The 18,514-nt window shown below is 39.1% G+C and carries 17 protein-coding genes and 1 pseudogene; 11 read left to right on the forward strand and 7 right to left on the reverse strand.

The window, feature by feature from the left end; translation table 11 throughout:
- Nucleotides 1-335 precede the first annotated feature (335 nt).
- The 3 genes from EYW48_RS19135 to EYW48_RS19145 form a co-directional block, all read right to left on the reverse strand.
- Complete coding sequence (locus EYW48_RS19135) at nucleotides 336-965, reverse strand: bifunctional 4-hydroxy-2-oxoglutarate aldolase/2-dehydro-3-deoxy-phosphogluconate aldolase (protein ID WP_194566811.1); 630 nt, start codon at nucleotides 963-965, stop codon at nucleotides 336-338.
- A gap of 10 nt (nucleotides 966-975) precedes the next feature.
- On the reverse strand, nucleotides 976-1,932 hold the full coding sequence (locus EYW48_RS19140) for a sugar kinase (RefSeq protein ID WP_277432865.1): 957 nt from the start codon (nucleotides 1,930-1,932) through the stop codon (nucleotides 976-978).
- Between the two features lie 69 nt (nucleotides 1,933-2,001).
- Entirely contained in the window at nucleotides 2,002-3,429 is a 1,428-nt protein-coding gene (locus tag EYW48_RS19145; RefSeq protein ID WP_274680481.1) for a PTS transporter subunit EIIC, read from the reverse strand.
- A 264-nt stretch (nucleotides 3,430-3,693) separates the two neighbouring features.
- Here EYW48_RS19145 and EYW48_RS19150 point away from each other — a divergent pair, with 264 nt between their 5' ends.
- Nucleotides 3,694-4,893, forward strand: a complete 1,200-nt coding sequence (locus tag EYW48_RS19150; protein WP_274680482.1) for an enolase C-terminal domain-like protein — start codon at nucleotides 3,694-3,696, stop codon at nucleotides 4,891-4,893.
- A gap of 36 nt (nucleotides 4,894-4,929) precedes the next feature.
- Here EYW48_RS19150 and EYW48_RS19155 read toward each other — a convergent pair whose 3' ends face one another.
- The 3 genes from EYW48_RS19155 to EYW48_RS19165 all read right to left on the reverse strand — a co-directional run bounded on the left by EYW48_RS19155 (nucleotide 4,930) and on the right by EYW48_RS19165 (nucleotide 7,327).
- Nucleotides 4,930-5,646 carry a GntR family transcriptional regulator gene (locus EYW48_RS19155; RefSeq protein ID WP_094133148.1) on the reverse strand — a complete coding sequence of 239 codons (717 nt, stop codon included), beginning with the start codon at nucleotides 5,644-5,646 and terminating at the stop codon, nucleotides 4,930-4,932.
- 145 nt (nucleotides 5,647-5,791) lie between these two features.
- Nucleotides 5,792-5,941: a hypothetical protein gene (locus EYW48_RS19160; protein WP_277432866.1), complete on the reverse strand. Its 150-nt coding sequence runs from the start codon at nucleotides 5,939-5,941 to the stop codon at nucleotides 5,792-5,794.
- A gap of 75 nt (nucleotides 5,942-6,016) precedes the next feature.
- A complete protein-coding gene (locus tag EYW48_RS19165) occupies nucleotides 6,017-7,327 on the reverse strand; it encodes a type II toxin-antitoxin system HipA family toxin (RefSeq protein WP_277432867.1) in 1,311 nt (436 codons plus the stop codon).
- A 651-nt stretch (nucleotides 7,328-7,978) separates the two neighbouring features.
- On the opposite strand from EYW48_RS19165, the gene EYW48_RS19170 reads away from it, so the two are divergent.
- The 9 genes from EYW48_RS19170 to EYW48_RS19210 all read left to right on the forward strand — a co-directional run bounded on the left by EYW48_RS19170 (nucleotide 7,979) and on the right by EYW48_RS19210 (nucleotide 17,199).
- Complete coding sequence (locus EYW48_RS19170) at nucleotides 7,979-8,887, forward strand: IS5 family transposase (RefSeq protein ID WP_064626242.1); 909 nt, start codon at nucleotides 7,979-7,981, stop codon at nucleotides 8,885-8,887.
- Between the two features lie 724 nt (nucleotides 8,888-9,611).
- Complete coding sequence (locus EYW48_RS19175) at nucleotides 9,612-10,124, forward strand: CPBP family intramembrane glutamic endopeptidase (protein WP_234942202.1); 513 nt, start codon at nucleotides 9,612-9,614, stop codon at nucleotides 10,122-10,124.
- 133 nt (nucleotides 10,125-10,257) lie between these two features.
- Nucleotides 10,258-10,665 (forward strand): toxin-activating lysine-acyltransferase, encoded by a 408-nt coding sequence (locus EYW48_RS19180; protein ID WP_185762056.1) that lies wholly within the window; start codon nucleotides 10,258-10,260, stop codon nucleotides 10,663-10,665.
- Nucleotide 10,666: 1 nt separating this feature from the next.
- A complete protein-coding gene (locus tag EYW48_RS19185) occupies nucleotides 10,667-12,022 on the forward strand; it encodes a hypothetical protein (protein ID WP_045104651.1) in 1,356 nt (451 codons plus the stop codon).
- 27 nt (nucleotides 12,023-12,049) lie between these two features.
- Nucleotides 12,050-12,388, forward strand: coding sequence for a hypothetical protein (locus EYW48_RS19190; protein ID WP_064626239.1), 339 nt, complete (start codon nucleotides 12,050-12,052; stop codon nucleotides 12,386-12,388).
- A gap of 224 nt (nucleotides 12,389-12,612) precedes the next feature.
- Nucleotides 12,613-13,902, forward strand: a complete 1,290-nt coding sequence (locus EYW48_RS19195; RefSeq protein WP_268822127.1) for an HlyD family efflux transporter periplasmic adaptor subunit — start codon at nucleotides 12,613-12,615, stop codon at nucleotides 13,900-13,902.
- A 3-nt stretch (nucleotides 13,903-13,905) separates the two neighbouring features.
- Nucleotides 13,906-16,038 carry a peptidase domain-containing ABC transporter gene (locus tag EYW48_RS19200; RefSeq protein ID WP_064626238.1) on the forward strand — a complete coding sequence of 711 codons (2,133 nt, stop codon included), beginning with the start codon at nucleotides 13,906-13,908 and terminating at the stop codon, nucleotides 16,036-16,038.
- Between the two features lie 12 nt (nucleotides 16,039-16,050).
- Nucleotides 16,051-16,221, forward strand: a complete 171-nt coding sequence (locus tag EYW48_RS19205; protein ID WP_277432868.1) for a hypothetical protein — start codon at nucleotides 16,051-16,053, stop codon at nucleotides 16,219-16,221.
- A 408-nt stretch (nucleotides 16,222-16,629) separates the two neighbouring features.
- Nucleotides 16,630-17,199, forward strand: coding sequence for a Fic family protein (locus EYW48_RS19210; RefSeq protein WP_277432869.1), 570 nt, complete (start codon nucleotides 16,630-16,632; stop codon nucleotides 17,197-17,199).
- Here the strand turns inward: EYW48_RS19210 and EYW48_RS19215 are convergent.
- Nucleotides 17,108-18,088 carry an IS5 family transposase gene (locus EYW48_RS19215; RefSeq protein ID WP_064626236.1) on the reverse strand — a complete coding sequence of 327 codons (981 nt, stop codon included), beginning with the start codon at nucleotides 18,086-18,088 and terminating at the stop codon, nucleotides 17,108-17,110. The genes EYW48_RS19210 and EYW48_RS19215 overlap by 92 nt on opposite strands.
- A gap of 115 nt (nucleotides 18,089-18,203) precedes the next feature.
- On the opposite strand from EYW48_RS19215, the pseudogene EYW48_RS19220 reads away from it, so the two are divergent.
- Nucleotides 18,204-18,367 (forward strand): annotated as a pseudogene (locus EYW48_RS19220) (glutathionylspermidine synthase family protein); the annotation flags it as partial.
- Nucleotides 18,368-18,514: the final 147 nt, after the last annotated feature.

Raw genomic sequence — 18,514 nt, forward strand, 5'->3', positions numbered from 1 at the left:
ACCAGCCTTCGTTACATTGTCAGACTCGCTACTTTATTCAGAGTCCTAGGTTCATCTGGTGATACAGATGGTTCACACATTAAGCGGTGAACAGCGCTTCATACGACCTCACGTCGCACGCCCCTTTTCTGTTTAGAGTTGTTACTCATAACATGTCTGTTCAGCCTCATTTGAATAAATATTACTAATGCTTATATGGTTTGGTTACTCTACTATTCAGAAGATTAAGAAATTAATTCGATGATAAAGCTAACGTTCACTGTCGATAAGATGCAAAAACGCCTCCATCTTAATCAGAATAGAGGCGCTTGAAGGAGCAGTGGGGGATAACTTAATTACTCAGAAACGAGGGCAACCGCTTCGCGAGTGAGCTTAGCCAGTTCATCCCATTGGCCAGCTTCAATCAGCTTTTTATCAACCATCCATGAACCTCCACACGCCAGCACTCGTGGCACAGCTAAGTAGTCTTTGATGTTGGCAGGATTGATTCCACCCGTTGGCATTAATCTCACGTTCGTGTATGGCGCCAGCAGTGCCTTAACCATATTTACACCACCTGAGGCTTCCGCAGGGAAGAACTTGAGTGTGGTTAGGCCCATTTCTAATGCCGCTTCAATGGTGCTAGGGTTGTTGATACCCGGGACGATATCAATACCAATCTCTTGGCACGCTTTTACAGTATTTGGGTTAAAACCCGGTGACACTATAAACGTTGCGCCCGCTTCTTTTGCTGCCATCGCTTGTTGTTTATTTAGCACCGTGCCTGCACCGATCAGCATGTCAGGTTGGGCTTCACGCAGGAGTCGAATCGCTTCTACTGCCGCTTCTGAGCGAAAGGTAATTTCTGCTGCTGGTAGGCCGTTTTCCGCCAACACTTTACCCAGTGGGATAATGTCTTGTGCATTATCAATCGCAATAACAGGGATAACTTTCAGCGCTTGTAGCTGCTCGTTTAAGTTAGGCATTGTTTTGTTCCTATTTGAATCTATGCTTTGCGGCGTCTGTGAACGCCTTAGAGATGATGGCGCCCTTATGCTGAATCACTTCACCAGCCAGCACATTACCATTATGGCAAGCTTGTTTTATGTCGCCGGTTTCAAGGTATGTCGCTAAAAAGCCGCCATTAAATGAATCACCAGCAGACGTTGTATCGACCACATTCTCAACCACCGTTGTTGACACATTATAGGGTTCATTAGCGCCCTGTTCCGAGACTAAACAACCGTTAGCACCGAGTTTGACGATGACCGTCTTTGCCCCAAGAGCAGTGAGCCGTTCGCAAGTTTGTAGAGGAGTTTCATCTCCCCAGATGGCTTGCTCATCATCAAACGTTACTAGGGCTAAATCGGTTGTTTGATACATAAGGCGATAAGCAGACTGAACGGTTTGATGATTGTCATCAGGCCAAAGTGCCAGTCGATAATTGCTATCGAAAGCGATTTCGACACCCGACTCTTTTAACTGCGCCAGTAACTCCAGCATCTGCGCCCTATCTTGCTTAGGTAAGATCGCCAAGCTGATGCCGCTGACAAACACCATATCTGCGCTTTTTAAAGATGACGTCACCTGTGCAAACTCAGGGTGCTGAACGAGATACTTAGCCGCAGATTGGTCTCGCCAATACAAGAAGGTTCTTTCACCTTGCATGTCGAGCTGAATCAAGTACAGCCCGGGTGAACGCTCGGTATCGGTCAGAACTAAGCTGGTATCAACGCCCTCTTGCTTACAGCGAGCCGTCATTTCTTGGCTAAGAGCTTCACCTCCCATGACCGTGACATACTTCACTGACAGTTCAGAGGTTGAGTGTCTTTGACTTCGGCATAGATAAATCGCGGCGTTTAAGGTGTCTCCACCGAACGTCTGCTGCATCTCCCCAAACGGTTTTCCGTTCAGTTCAATCATGCATTCCCCAATGATGGCAATTGTCTTCATCGCACTATTTCTTTAAGCAAGTCAGGCCAGCCAACCTAAGCTGAGCAGGCCTGATGTTATATTGAAGGATTATTTGTTGTCTAAGCGAACAAACATCATGGTCAGGATAAATGACAGAGTAAACACGCCAATCACACCCATCACAGCTTGAATAAAGTTCTGTGTACCGCTCGCTAAGTACGCAGGAAGACTGAATACTGACGATAGAATGTAACTTGTTAGGTGCGTATCGATAGTTACTGAGATAGCGCCCATAATACCGGTTGCCAAGCTCGCCATGAACAGCGCTTTGGTGTATTTAGTCAGCGTACCGAACAGTGCTGGCTCAGTAATACCTAGAATCGCTGTCACGCCAGAACCTACCGTCATCGAAGACTGCTCTTTAGACACACTGTTACGCTGCTTGTACCAAATCGCCATCGTCGCACCTGCAATTGCTAGGTTACCCAGACACATGATTGGCATTAGCAGGTCTTTTCCGTAAAGCGCAAAGTTATTTAGGCTGATTGGCGTCATGCTGTGGTGAATACCAAACACAATCGTAATTGGACGAGTTAAGCCGAACACAAAACCAGTCAAAGTTGGTGAGATTTCTAGTAGCGAGCTAACCACCCAGCCAGCACCATTACTTACCCACATGCCAGCAGGCGCAACCAGTGAAAGGACAACAGTTGATGTGACGGTAAAGGCTAGCAGTGGCGTAAATACCGGTTTAGCTGAGCTCGGAACCAGCTTATCCACCATCGGAGTGATCTTAGATAGCACCCAGACCGCAAGGATCGCTGGCACAATCGCACCACCGTAGTTCATTAGCTCAATTGGCACCACTCCAAACACGTTAAGCTCGGCTTTGCTGCCTGCATCAGACAGTAAGGCAGCCTTTTCTACTAGCTTTGGAGACATCATTGCCGCTGCAACCGCCAATGCAATGTACTCATTCACTTTGAACACTTTGGCTGCTGAGAACGAAACCAGCATAGGTAAAAAGAAGAACACAGCCACAGATATAGAGCGATAAAAGAACACGGTATCGGAAGATTCCGAAATCACATTGGTAGCAATAAGCCCTGATAATAGGCCCATCAACATACCTGCACCGGCAATGGCAGGAACGACCGGACCAAAGATGCCTGCGACGATGCGCATTGCGTTTTGGAACAGTTTACCTTTCTCTTGTTCAATCTCTGCGTCTTCTGGCGCTGCACTTGCACCGGATAGCGCTAGGTACCATTTCTCGACTTCAACGCCGATGATCACCTGAGTTTGACCTTGTGCGAGAACCACACCTTTCACGCCTTGAATGGCTTCGAGTTTTTCTTTATTCGCTTTTGACTCATCGACCAATTTAAAACGCAGTCGAGTCATACAGTGAGTGATGTTTGCTATGTTTTCGTTACCGCCAAGGGCAGCAACCAATTCTTGTAATTTCATGCTAAAGCTGTCTGCTTTCCCTGGTGCACTATCGCTGATAGCCATGTTAGTTTCTGTCAATTGCATCATACATTCCTATGTGCTGGTCTGCTCATTTACTGCGATAATCTTAGCGATTGAGCGTTTTTATCCAATCGACAAAACAGTGATAAAACTCACATTAAAACAGCTGAAAAATTAATTTTGGCCGTTTTTTAGCAACTGGTTCGTTTTTTTATCCTAATTCGAAACAGGAACGAACCAGTTAATTTTCAGTATAAATTACCGCTTGAAATCTGCATTTTTTCACGCTTATATAAAATAAATCCTGTTGATCGAGCTAGTTTTAAAGTGAATAAAAATATCATTTCAAATGTTGAGTGTGTGATAACCAAACCTGACCGACACAACCTGATTACCGTTATTGTGGAAACGGAATCAGGGATGAAAGGTTTTGGTTGTGCGACTTTCCAGCAACGACCATTGGCGGTAAAAACAATGGTTGATGAATATCTCAAACCGTTATTAATTGGTAAAGACGCTAATAATATTGAAGACCTATGGCAAATGATGATGGTTAACGCTTATTGGCGTAATGGACCAGTAATCAATAATGCTATTTCAGGCGTTGATATGGCGCTGTGGGATATTAAAGCGAAATTAGCCAACATGCCGCTACATCAATTATTTGGTGGTAAAGCTCGTGATGCTATTCAGGTCTATACCCATGCAACAAGTGATACAATGGAAGGGCTGTATGAGCAGGTCGAAAAATACCTAGCGCAGGGCTACAAACATATTCGCTGCCAGTTAGGTTTTTATGGTGGTGTGCCAGAAAATATCCACACGGCAAATAACCCAACTGAAGGGTCTTACTACGACCAAGACCAGTATATGGAAAACACGGTTGAGATGTTCAAATGCTTGCGTGAAAAGTATGGCAATCAATTCCACATTCTTCACGATGTCCATGAACGCCTGTTCCCAAATCAAGCAATTCAATTTGCCAAACGAGTAGAACAGTACACGCCATATTTTATTGAAGATATATTGCCGCCAAACCAAACTGAGTGGCTGGATAATCTTCGCAGTCAAACCAGTGTTTCGCTAGCGTTAGGGGAGTTATTTAACAACCCTGAAGAGTGGAAACTGCTGATCATTAATCGCCGTATTGACTTCATTCGATGCCATGTCTCTCAGATTGGGGGGATTACTCCGGCATTGAAACTGGGTCACCTATGCCAAAGCTTTGGAGTGCGCATTGCATGGCACTGCCCACCAGATATGACACCAATTGGCGCAGCAGTGAATACTCACTTAAACGTGCACCTACATAACGCTGCGATTCAAGAGCACGTTGAATATAATGCTAATACACAAGCGGTATTTCCTAATGCTGCCGAGCCTATCAATGGCTATTTGTATGCATCAGAGTTGCCAGGGATCGGGGTTGAAATGAACCAAGATGCTGCACAAGATTTTCCGGTCACTTATCGCCCTCATGAATGGACTCAGAGCCGACTGCCTGATGGCACTATTCATACGCCATAGCGCTAGGCTCACTTCATTTAAATAGAAAAACGACCGCTAATCGCGGTCGTTTTGATCTCGGTAATTTAAACTCTCTGGGTTGAACTTGGAGTGGTAAGTACACTGGTAGTTGATATCAATGATGTCACTGACGACAAACACCTCACCAGAAGTGAGAAAACCACGATTGGTGATGTTCATTGCTGAACTAGAGCGCTTACATCCCAATAAATCTGCATCTTCCTTTGAAACACTGATAGCTTGGTAGGTCGTGAGGTAGCTGTCGATTTCCAACCCTAACGAAAGTGCATGCTTCTGAAGAGAGCTTTCGATAATATTATCGTTCACCACTGGGAATAATTTCACGGGTAGCCTCGCCTCTTCAATCTGGGTGACTTTTCCTTGAATTAACCTTAAGCGTTTCACATTCCAAATATATTCATCTTCTTCAATAGAGAATACTTGCATTTCATGTATGGTCGGTAATCTCTTATTCAATTTTATTTTCTTATAAGAAATTTCACCAAATTTATTCTCAGTTACTGAGTTGTATATTAATGGTGAATCTATACTCGACGTATTTACATAATACCCCGAGCCAGCTTTGGATTTAACCATACCAATTGCTTCAAGTTTAGACATTGCCTTTCTCACCGAGAAACGGGAAATATCATATTTTTCAGCTAATTCTCTTTCTGAAGGTAATTTTACATCAATAATATTTTGGCAAATCTTACTGATTATATCTTGAACAAGTTCTTGGTACTTTTTCATGGAACGCTTAATGTTTGGCGGTTCATTATAATTTAACGCATCTGGGCTACTTTCTCCATGAAGCAAGCCTAAAATAGAGGTTTAGATCAAATAGGCAGCCCATGATGAACTGCCTATTTACTAGAGGTGTTTGCCTGCTCTCATGCTAGTGAATCGCGGGCATGACTAAGATCGTAGCCACCGCAGTGGATAAGGAGACTTGGCTAGTTGCACGTAGGCTGGTCGCATAATGGTGATACTGGAAGTCATCCGAAAAATCAGAGTGCTCTACGGCTCGTAACTCAGAATTGTCCATCTTCGAGCTAGCTTCTTGTAGCTAAATCAGGTTTGTCCAACTCATTTTTTGCCAAAACCGCTATCCCCTGATCGGCTAGAGCTTTATTTTACCAAGGATTCTAAGCGAATTGCTGGCAATGGAATCTATGATTTGAGCAGGAAAGCCGTTAGGTAGCTGGTTAACTACTTGTTCAATGGCGTTAGGAAATGTGACAACAAACTCGTCAAGTATCTCTTGCATTCGAACTGTGCAGAAACCAACAGTTTCTGCTGTTGCAATAAAGTGACGCGGATAGATTTTTTCTAAATGCCACTTATTGCCGCTTGAAGTGGATTTGAGAGCCATCGCTAGTTTTAGTTTACGTGTGTTAATGCCTCTGCCACTTGATGCGGGGAAGGCTGACATAATGTCGTAGAAGGGGGTTAGTCTATAAGCACCATTGGCCTCAATAAAAATTGAAAAGTTTTTTGCATGCCCGTCGGTTGCACCGATCAACCATTGAAATACTTGAAAGCGCATAAAATCGTCGCAGTCGTTGTCTGCGCATCTAGAACGACTCAGTAGTTGCATGATTTCATTAATACCAACGCCACCATCACTCTGATATTTCAATCGTGAGGGAAGCGAGAATACTTGGCACATGTCTTCTTGAGTCAATCGAATAAGTGTGTTCCCATCTTGTGAGCAGTGTCTATCGAAACGTTCAATAACTAGAGCTTTCATTCCTTCAACTTTTAAGATCTCAATCTTTGGAACTTGGAAGCCCATTGCTTCTGCAAGTTTTATACAGAAATACTCATTTTCAACGCTCCCCGTCATATCAAGTGTTGCCGCTGGCTGCTGAATAAAGCCGATCGGAAATTTGAGAATGTGAGTGCTTGGGTAATCCAAACTGGGTAAAAACCAATCATTTTTGATTTTAAGAAGCGCAGTTTTCTCTTGTGCTCCAGAGATTGTGAAGCGGAAGTCGTGTTTATTGGACATGCCAAGAGGGAACTGATACTCATGAGCCGTAACTATATTGTGTAAATTACGAACTGAAAGTGGTTCCAGCTGCGTTGAAGCACGACTATTATGTACTTCATTTGCTGGCAGCAATGAGAATGAACCGACGCAATCGTGACCGATTGCATGCAATAAATCAAACACGCCTGTTGAGTCGGTGCTATAGCGCCGCTGTATGTTCTGACGTGTTGAAGTTAAATCTGGCAACAGATTATCAAAATAATTTGCTACAGGGTCACCTTCGTGTAGTTGACTTTGAAGCGGAAGAGATAGCGAAATCGGGCATGCATTCGGTTTATCTAACCAATTATCGTCATAGCAAAATTGCATTGAGCCATCGGTAGTCTTGGTTAGATGGCCAATTTTTGTGTTGTTGATGTGTGCTATTAATGACGGCATTGGCTGCTTTGACTCTCGGTTAGAACGGTAATTACTCAAATATCATATTATCGCACTAATAGTTGTTTGTACGGCTCTTTGGAGATACCAATAATCCATATAGGCTGAAATGTTTTAGTAGAGTTTTACTCTTGTCCTATTGTTGTTGCAATGCCCAACGTGCCTACAGGAAATTGATAATACAACTGCATCAAGGTTAGGTTCTTTCGACTCTTATCTTCGTACGTATCCCGCTGCAAACACCTGTCTTGTTTTGCCGTCAAACGCTCTAAATTAAAGGATTAAGCTCATTGGTAAGGAGAAAACGAGTAGGTGATTAGACATGCTGTATGTGCAGAATGGGTTACAAAGTAGATGCGATACTAATAGCACCCCAACCAACGAAGAATTCGTCATTGCCCAGCAGTCGGTTGAATTGCTGTAATTACATTTAAAATCAAACAGATAGAAGCGAGCTTTGTGCTCGCTTTTTTTGTGTTCATATGTTGGATAGACCATCGCAAAGCACGCGAATGGCGACACAGCGATTACTCACTACATTGACTGCTGCAATTCACTTTTTTAGCTCCAAACGGCGTTGTTGCCTAAATAATTTGAACCTTTTCCAAGTCCTGCGATCTGATCCCTTGTGACGGTAAGAGCGGTGGTGACATGGGCAAAGCGAAAAAAAAGATAACTAACTGGGCGGAGTACAATAAGGCTCTGTGCAAGCGTGGTTCGGTTACGTTCTGGATAGATGACTCAGCCATTGATGCATGGCAATGCAAAACCCACCATGGTAAACGCGGTAGAGGCTTCCAGTACTCAGATACAGCGATTGAAACTGCTTTGATGATTAAGGGCATCTTCTCTCTGCCATTACGTGCACTGCAAGGCTTTATCGACTCGATTTTCAAGCTATTGGATGTTCCTCTGACGTCCCCTGACTACACCTGTATCAGTAAACGCTCGAAGACGGTTCAGGTCAAATATCGCAATAAATCGAGAGGGGCTATCCGCCATATCGCCATTGACTCGACTGGCCTCAAAGTCTTTGGTGAGGGTGAATGGAAAGTGAAAAAGCATGGGGCAGAAAAACGCAGAACATGGCGCAAACTGCACTTAGCTATTGATGTGGATACTCACGAGGCGATTAGTGCGGAAGTCAGCCTTGTCAATGTGGGCGATAGTGAAGTACTGCCTACGTTGCTCAACCCACTACGCAGAAAAGTCATTGCCGTATCTGCTGATGGAGCATGTGACACAAAGAATTGTCACGAGACTCTGAAAAAGAAAGGTTGTACACCGTTAATACCACCTCGAAAGAATGCAGCACTTTGGGAAGATGGCCATCCCAGAAACGAAGCGGTAACAGCGCTGAAAAATGGGGCAATAGCAGAATGGAAAGCCGAGTCTGGTTATCACTATCGCTCAATATCTGAGACTGCAATATCCCGATATAAGGGACTCACAAGCGGTAAACTGAGCTTGAGATGTTACAACGCTCAAGTGGGCGAAATCATGGCGAATGTCAAAGCTATAAACAAAGTCATAGGACTAGGTATGCCCGTAAGGAGCTAACCGCTAGTCAAATATGGCATCGTTGATCCTCAAGCTGATTTGATCAACAACGCCGATCAAAACTGTCGATCTCGGTCAAGATGGTGCCGTGGTTTTTATGAAAAACTGATCGCCAGATCACGCTATTTAAATTCTGGAATTAGCTGCGGAATGACGGTTACACAGTAGAAAGTTCAGCAATCAACAACAAGAAATGTTAATTGGATGTAGTATTTTAAATCGGTTTGTTCACCTTGGTATGCCCAATAGCTATCGAGTCGCCTAGTTGTATCAAAAGACAGGTTATTTTGAGTATTGCAACAAAGCCTGTGCATGCTGGACTCCCTAAAAAGAGAGTATAAGATCACAGGTAAATGTGATCGTCAAATCGTTCTTTTTTTGTTCAAAAAACGTTCACGTTCTTGCCCTGATTCCAATAAGAAACGCAGAAGCCTCGAGCTTTATTTCTATATTTGAAATCTTATTTTTCATATAGGAAATAAGAGAATGTAGTATACATCACATTTTGCGTAAATATATAATGATTAATTATTAGTTATAAAAACTCACTGATATTTATGTTGAAGTATATGGATTAAATAGCTATTATTGATATGTTACTTACAGATTTATAGTTGATTTTATAATTTTTCGGACTATTAAAGTAAGTTTAAAATTATATATTTATCATCTATTTTCCATGAGGGATTGCATACTTAATTAGTACTAAATATGGAGGTTTTATTTGATTGACCGGATGAATTGTTTAATTTACTCTACGTTAGAATTAAATAGGAAAACGTTTTTTATTCGTGTTTACGGGTTAGCATTTCTATGGGCATTAATCTTTCTTTTTTTTGATTATTTCCTTCTCAAGGGCTTTGGTAATATACTTCTTGAGACTAGTGATGATAAAGTTTTTTCTGTGTTATTTTTTTTATTAATTGATGCACCATTTACTGAGACTCTAATATTTCAATGTTTTATACAAACGCTCCTTCGTCACGCAAAAGGAAGCCCAACATTCTCAATTGTAGGTTCAGCTACTATATTTTCTTTGTGTCACCTAGGTAATTCTACTATAAACGCAATTATAGTATTGGCAACTGGACTTGCTCTAGCGTTAACATACGAATATGTACGAATGAGATATGGTAATATTTATGCTTTCCTTTCTGTCTTTATTTCTCATATGTTATGGAATATAAGTTCAGCGGTGGTTATGCCATTACTATTTATTATCTTGGACTTAAAATAAAACAAGATCTATATCAAATTAACACTAATAAATACGTATACTCTGTGAGAGTGATGGGCGCATAATGAAGACTCTAAGTCAACTAAATAAAATTATATCTCAGAACACACCATATATTCATGTAGGGGATGACATGAATTGGGTAATAGGTGCTTTTATAGAACTTTGCGCTAGAAGTAATCAATATTATGATATTGATATAAAATCCTTTTTACATTGGGTTAAACCAGCAATTCTCCATGGGCAATATAAATTATTTTATACCGAAGATGGAGTTGTAAAATCGGGTTTTATTTTATGGGCTTGGGTGGATGATGATACATTAAGTCGATATCACACATCCAATCGATTTTATTTACACCCAACAGAATGGAATGAAGGTAGAAATTTGATAATTATTGATTATCTTGATTTACATTATTCTAAAAAAAATATTAGAGATACGTATCGGTTGTTTAAATATATAAAGTCATATGTTAATTCTTGTTCATATTGCATTAGAGATATATCAAATAAACCTATAAAAATTGGCCATTTATAAAATGATTAAAACATTTAAAGAACCTAATGCTAAAAATACGTTATTACTAGAAAAGGAACTAAGTGAAACCAGTTTCGTACGCTTTAAAACATATAAATTAAAAAAAACCAGTATAATTTGGTATAACAAAAGTTTAGTCAAGGAATTAAATATAGACGAATCTAAAGTAGAGTCTGAAATTTTAGATAATTTTTCATATGTAACTAAAGAATATACAAATAATATAAATATATTTACAAATGACAGTAAATTTTTTTTGGCAGATCGTTATGGCTCTAGATATGAGATTTGTAATGGTGGCGGAGCCAGATGCGGTAGCAATGGTAATTTTCAAATAAAAGGAATCGGAGCTAATCCCCTTGTTAGTTTGCAAATGGATGAACATCATTCACATGGAAAATTATGTATTCTAGAAGCTGTAAACGAAGCCATATGGGGAGAAGTGTGCCATAAAAACTTACCTTATGGAGCTGTTCGGACATTGGCCATAATTAACACAAACACAGCTATAAGAAGTTTTTATGGTTTACCTGAGCCAAGAGATCTTCCTTGTGTCTTAGCTATTAGACAGGTTTCAATTAGACCTGCACATTTTGTAAGAGCTCCTTTTTTCTTTCCAAAGTATGAATACCAGTACTTACGCGATAACGATACACTAAGAGTAAAAAAGGCTATACACCTTTTGAAAGATAATTTAATAGTTAATAAACTACATATTGAAGAGCCACTACAAAATGCTTTATCTCATTTTTTGATAAAATTAGCAGAACAAATCGCGGCATCAAGAATTTTAGGCATACCACATCGCTCATTAACTAGTTCAAACATTTGCCTTGATACTAAGTTCATTGATTTTGGCACTATAAGTGCGGTACCAAACTTTTCAAACTATAGGTATGGCCATGAAAACTATGGCGTTTGGGATGACCATAAATTGATTGTAAAGTGGTTACATAATTTAATTTTCTTTATTAATAAATATAATAAAGAAAAAATAAGTGATCACCACTTAAATTTATTAACAACCACATTTATAGAGAACCTTTCATATTTTGAAAATGTATTGTTATCTAACATATTGAGAATAAAAAAATCAGATTTCATTAAGGTTAACTCATTTAAAGTTGCACTTCAAAATCAATCAGAAACCAATTGGAATCGATTAGATTTAATGGAAGACATAGTAAGGTTGGCAAATAAAATGGATATGTATGTAGATAAAAATGCAGTTTTTCATTTAAGGAATGAAAAGTTTTCGCAAAAATATATTATTAATCAAACTTTAAAAATGATTAACAACACTACTATTGATGATAAATCAATTAGTGATTTCATTAATGTGTACCAAAATATGTAATTTTTTATACTAAAGAAGGAAACATTTATGTTCTGCTTAACAGAGTCTGAAATTTTAATGGTCGATGGTGGAGGTGAAGGTAGTGGTGCTCCGGCTGGTTATGGTAGGGGGAGCTATAGTGGTAGTAATGGAAGTAGTAACTACCCATCTTACAACAATGGTGGACGTCATAGTAATTCAGATCTAACCAATAACCCTTCAGTTGCATGCCTGACAAGTGCGATCAATGATGGACTTGCGGCTGCTAATGTTAGCTTAGGGTCTCGTAGTTCTCCTGCTAGTGCAGCCACTGCAGGAGTAATGACAAGTTTTGGGAGTATGTACTCCGGTGGCTGCTTTAGCATGGGACCTGGTGGGCATAATTAAAGCTTGTTTTTGAATATTACTATTTCTGTCATATTTATAGCTCTTCAATAAGGCTATTAATTCACAGTTAATGAATGATTATAAAACAACCAATAAGAATAAGTTATTATATTAAATAACATACAGGTATATTATATTTGTTGTAGTCTACCTGTATTTTTATATTTTTTGTCGATTTTAGATTATTCAAGATGTTATATTTAAGATTGGCGCATAATATTTATATGAACGAGAAACTTAAAGTTATGCTTGCACAAAGGAAAAATATTTATCGACCGGGATATTTCGAAGCGCAAAAGTCAGGTAATGAAGGTAGTATTTTACTCAATATATCTTTCAATCAAAATATAAACCTTGGGCTGTCAATCTTTGTATTAGTCGCTATAATCGCTTTCATTACTTTTGCAGAATATACAAGGCGGGAAACCCTCGTAGGTATTGTTAGTCCACTAGGGGGGATGGTTAAGGTACAAGCAAATAACTCTGGCTATGTTGAAAACTTATTCGTAAAGGAAGGGGAACATGTAGAAATAATGGCCCCTCTATACAGAATAAAAACCGAACGATTTGATGGAACAGGTATAGGGGTAAAAAAGCGAATACTTACTTCAATCAAGAACCAATATCAACTATTACTTGAACGTAGGCAACAAGAATCAGAAAAATCAGAGTTCGATCAACAGTCTTTAACTGAAGATATAAGCCGATTAGATTCAGAGGTCAACATATTAAATTATGTGCTTACATTGTCGTACCATGAATTAGAACTCACTCAAAAATTAGTTAACAAGCAGAAAACTCTACTTAATAATAAATTTATGTCAGAGATTGATTTTCAAAAACAACAGCTTGACCTGCTTGCTAAAGAATCACAAACGCAAACTCATAAGTTAAATCTTAAAAAACTATTAAGAGAGAAACAAAATCTTATTACTAAAAAAAGAAATATTGATATTAATTTAAATCTTACCCTGAAAGATATCGATAGACAATTAGAAACTATCAACCAAAATAAAGTAGAATTTTTATATGAGAGTGATAATCAAATCATGTCCCCTATTAAAGGTGTCATTGCATCAATACTTACGGAGAAAGGGCATTCAGTGATAAATGGTCAACCCTTATTAGTTATTATTCCGGAGAGTAAGAGAGCGTTTGTTGAACTGTATGCTCCTAGCAAAAGTATTGGTTTTATGAGAATAGGACAAAAAGTAAAACTAAGATTTGACGCCTTTCCTCACGAAAAATTTGGAGTTCAAACAGGCATAATAACTAGCGTATCTAAATCATCGGTTGCGCCAGAAATGATTCCAAATCGAGATTTAATTAAAAGTGTAGCTATTGAGGGGCTATATCAAGTTAAGGTTGAACTTTCCAAGCCAACGATCACAGTTTACGGACAAGAAGAACATTTTGTATCAGGAATGACAGTTGTTGCTGATGTTGAGCTTGATTCTCGTAAAATTTATGAGTGGATACTTGAACCATTATATACAATCAAAGGGAAGATTTAGTCCATGGAGGTCATCAACCAGCTGGATTGGGGGTGGAAAAAAAAACTAACTTTAATCCGCCAAACAGAAAATGCAGAATGCGGTGTTGCTTGTCTTGCCATGATCTCCGATTGGCATGGATATAAAATAAGCTTGAGGAATTTACGAGCCAAATTTGGCATAACGCAACATGGCATGTCGTTTTCGCGTCTTATTGAGTGCGCAGAACTACTGAAACTCTCTGGTAGAGCGGTAAGATTGGATTTAGATGAATTACACCAACTGAGCACTCCTTGCATCCTTCACTGGAATTTAAACCATTTTGTAGTTCTTAACTCAATAAAAGGAAATAAAGTTGTTATTCATGATCCAGCAAATGGTGTAACTCAGTTAAGCCTTGCCGATGTAAATAAGCACTTTACAGGTATTGCACTCGAATTAACTCCAACTCACGACTTTAAAAAATTAGATGAAAAAACCAAAATAAAGCTGTCTGAACTAGTCGGTAATACAATAGGTTTAAAATCTTCACTAATTAAAATTTTTGCTTTTGCTTTGGTTCTTGAAGCCATCGCTTTACTACTTCCAATGCTTAATCAGATTGTTATTGACGAGGTATTAGTTGGTTATGATGAAAATTTACTCGTGCTTATCATTCTTGCTATTCTTCTAATAACAGCGACACAAACTTTAATTGGTTTAGCAAAAGAGTGGGCAACAGTAACACTATCAGTTAATTTCAACACGCAGTGGACTGCGAATGTTTTTCATCACCTGTTCCGGTTGCCTATTGAATGGTTTGAGAAACGAGATATCGGTAGCATTAGTGCTAAATTTTCAGCAATCAATGTAATACAAAACACGTTAACAACTAGCATCATTCAAGCCTTACTTGACCTTGTTTTAGTAGTCGGTACGCTAATGGTAATGCTGCTGTATAGTCCAACTCTTTCCGTTATCACTATTATTGCCGCAATTATTTATGTGTGCTTACGTTTTGCATGGTTTGGATCGTTCAAAAGAGCAGAAGAAAACACTTGGGAAGCAAATACGAAAGAAGAAAGTTACTTCATAGAAACAGTAAGAGGAGTATTAAGCCTTCGAGTCAATGGAACACTACCTTGGCGGGAATCTGCATGGCGTAATTTAAATATCAATAGGCGTAATGCACAATTACATGAATTCAAGCTGACCATAATTTATAACACGATAAACACCACAATTATCAGTTTGGTGTCAGCTTCTGTACTTTGGTTTGGTGCAAATTTAGTGTTAAACGAACAATTTACGATTGGTATGCTCGTTGCGTTTCTGTCATATCAAGGACGTTTTTCGGGTAGCATCAGTTCATTAATAGATAAATATTTTGAGTACAAAATTCTCTCCGTTTACAACGAGAGATTAGCAGATATTGTACTTACTCAGAAAGAAACAGACAATGATTATGCAATTACAACTACTCAATCTAAATCCATTTTCGCTAGTGATAATTTGATTGATTTTGCGAACGTATCTTTTTCTTATGGCACAAATGAACCTCTTCTATTGAATAAAGCTTCATTTAAAATCAAACAAGGGGAGATAGTTGCTTTGGTTGGTACGTCCGGATGTGGCAAATCGACAATTTCTAAATTATTGCTTGGTATTTACAAACCTACTGGTGGTCATATCAAATTCTTTGGTAATTCAGTTCTTTCAATGAAAGAGGTGAGGCAGCGTATCGGCTCAGTATTGCAAGAGGATCAATTGTTTAGTGGTTCAATTATCGAGAATATTACTTTCTTTGGGTCAAAGTCAGATGAGGAATGGTTAGTTCAATGTGCACAAAAAGCAGGTGTACATGATGACATTGAACGATTGAATATGGGATATCACACGTTAGTTGGTGAGATGGGGTCAAGCTTGTCTGGTGGACAAAAACAAAGAATTTTAATTGCGCGTGCGTTATATAAAAAGCCAGAACTATTAATACTAGATGAAGCAACAAGTAGCTTAGATATACACACGGAATCACTAGTTTGTCAAACATTCAGAGATATTGGTCTGCCAATTTTAATGATTGCTCACCGCCCAGAAACCATTGCATCTGCAGATAGAGTCTTACTATTGCAAGGAGGTGTGATCATTGAAGTGCCAAATACATTCAGAGTGGGGTGAGAGGTGGGTCTTTTGCTTCTTAAGTCTGCGGAGTGGCGTGAAGAAATTATTCATGCCGAAAGAAATCCGTACTTCAATGGTCAGATTGGCTTTTTGTTGAATTTTTCAGGTGTATTGGAATTTTATCGTAATAACAATCATTTTTCATGGGTTCATGTTCAAGATATTAACTACCTTGAATAATTCAGAAGTTACAAACTTTCGGCAAGTGCTGTATTTAATTTGATGGGTAGTGACTCTTCTTAATAGATTATGTTTGGGAGCGAGCAGTTCTCAGCAAAGGTATCTACTTTACCGAAAAGACAGGGAGTAGATTCAATCTACTCAGCAGTAATGATACTCGTAACAATATTCGTCGAGATCATAGTTGGCGTCAATTATTGAGGGTCACTGTAAAGCTATCTTCAAGTGAAGATAAGCAGCGATACGTTAAAGCTGTCTTTGATGATCCTCGTTATAACTCAAAAAACCTTCGAGCATCTCTAAATCAGATATGTATTGAAGCGTTGGAAGAAGCACTTTATCCGATATCCAGTTTTGTTTAGTAAGTGTCGGCAAGGCTTCATTTCTAATGATGGCAAAGAGATTATCTTGTACCGAGAATCTCAGCGGAACCATTATCAATTTGAAGCTATTCATCCATTTTTAGATGGTAATGGAAGAACTGGTCGAATACTCAATATATTATTTCTGATTGAAAATGACCTACTTTCTCAACCAATTCTTTATTTAAGCCGTTACATCGTGCATAACAAAGAAGATTACTATCGATTGCTGTTAAAAGTCACAGAGGAGGGGGATTGGGAGTCTTGGATTTGTTTTATGCTTGATGCCGTTAAAGTGACGGCTGAATGGACTATCGACAAGGTAAATGCCATTGTTGAACTGCAAAAACAAACCTCACTCTATATTAAAGACAGTGCCTCAAAAGTTTACTCACATGAATTGGTTGAGCTTCTTTTTGAAAAGCCTTATCTAAGAGCTAAGGACTTACTTGAAAGAGAGATATACCGCTCCCGACAAGCAGGGCTTTGTTGCAATACTCAAAATAACCTGTCTTTTGATACAACTAGGCGACTCGATAGCTATTGGGCATACCAAGGTGAACAAACCGATTTAAAATACTACATCCAATTAACATTTCTTGTTGTTGATTGCTGAACTTTCTACTGTGTAACTTAGGACCAATTATTTTTTTATAACGTTGCATTGCTGTTTCCGATATATTCCTTCGGCCATAATGTTTGAGTCTTTGCCACCGTGCTACACCCAAAGCAGAATAGGCAATAAGATTGCTCATCCTTTTAGGATGATGCACCTCATCTGCAAAGCTATTGTCTTTCGATGGAATAACAATATCTGCATTTTGAAAATAAGTGTCTAACGTTTGAAATACGGCATCAGTGTCATACATTTTATCTGCCGTTATATGCTCTACTGAGTCTGTGATTTGGGCGCAAATCGCATCAACAACCTGGTCATCCATTACATCTTTGTGTGTTAATACTGCCCCTTGAATTAGGTGATTTCCGTTAACGCCTAAATGCGCTTTTCGCCAACTTCGTTTGGCGTTAACCTTATGTTTTTCTTGGTGCCACTCATCCTTACCGAATCGCTTTAGCCCTGTAGAATAAATGGCGATAGCGACAATATCATCATCAATACGCTCATCTTTTTTGAACTTTGGTGTGGTAAAGCAAAGTTGATTAAGTCGCTTTGAGAGCACAGTGTAATTTGGACATTGGTAAGTATGTAATCCTAATATTTCAAGGATATTTTCGATAAAACCTTGCGTTTGACGCAATGGAAGTTTGAATACCATTCTTAAATAGTGGCAAGCTTCAATTGTGCTATTCGGGTATTTAGCTGAGGAGCCAGAGCCATCATAAATGCGTTCGTCATCTTGCCAGCAGGCAAGAACATCATCAGATATCCATACGTCTATCCGACCTCTATTTTTAAGGGCATTGTTATAATCTGAATAATTACTTTGTCGGTAAGTGTGCTTCTTAAAATGATGACACTTAGTTAGATTGGCTTTGTAAGGCATTTGTTAAATATCAATAAAGTAGATACGAATTGAACATGATATGAAAATTAAATAAAAACACCTAATTGATGCTTATTTGAGCGCTGCAACAAAGCCTTATGGTAGCGAAGGGAAAATTGTACAGGCTTACACACCATTGCCAACATTTGGCGAAAACCATGTATTGATCGGTAGTTGGTTAGTGAATGGTACTGTGCGGCAGGAATTGGAATTCGAGAAGATGAAGGGAAAATAACTAAAGATTCTAGCCGATTTATCCCGCATATCATTTTAGGGTGATATGTAATGAGACAGAAAGGAGAAGTGGACCCCGATGGTTGGACACATAAGCTCATTTCTTAAGTGATTGACCCAGCTCATGCTGCGTATCTTTGCCTACCGAAGTAGGCCTCATCAGGAGTGAGGTTATTCAGTCCTTGATGGTTA

Source organism: Vibrio sp. 1180_3, from assembly GCF_029478545.1.
Lineage (GTDB): Bacteria > Pseudomonadota > Gammaproteobacteria > Enterobacterales > Vibrionaceae > Vibrio > Vibrio aestuarianus.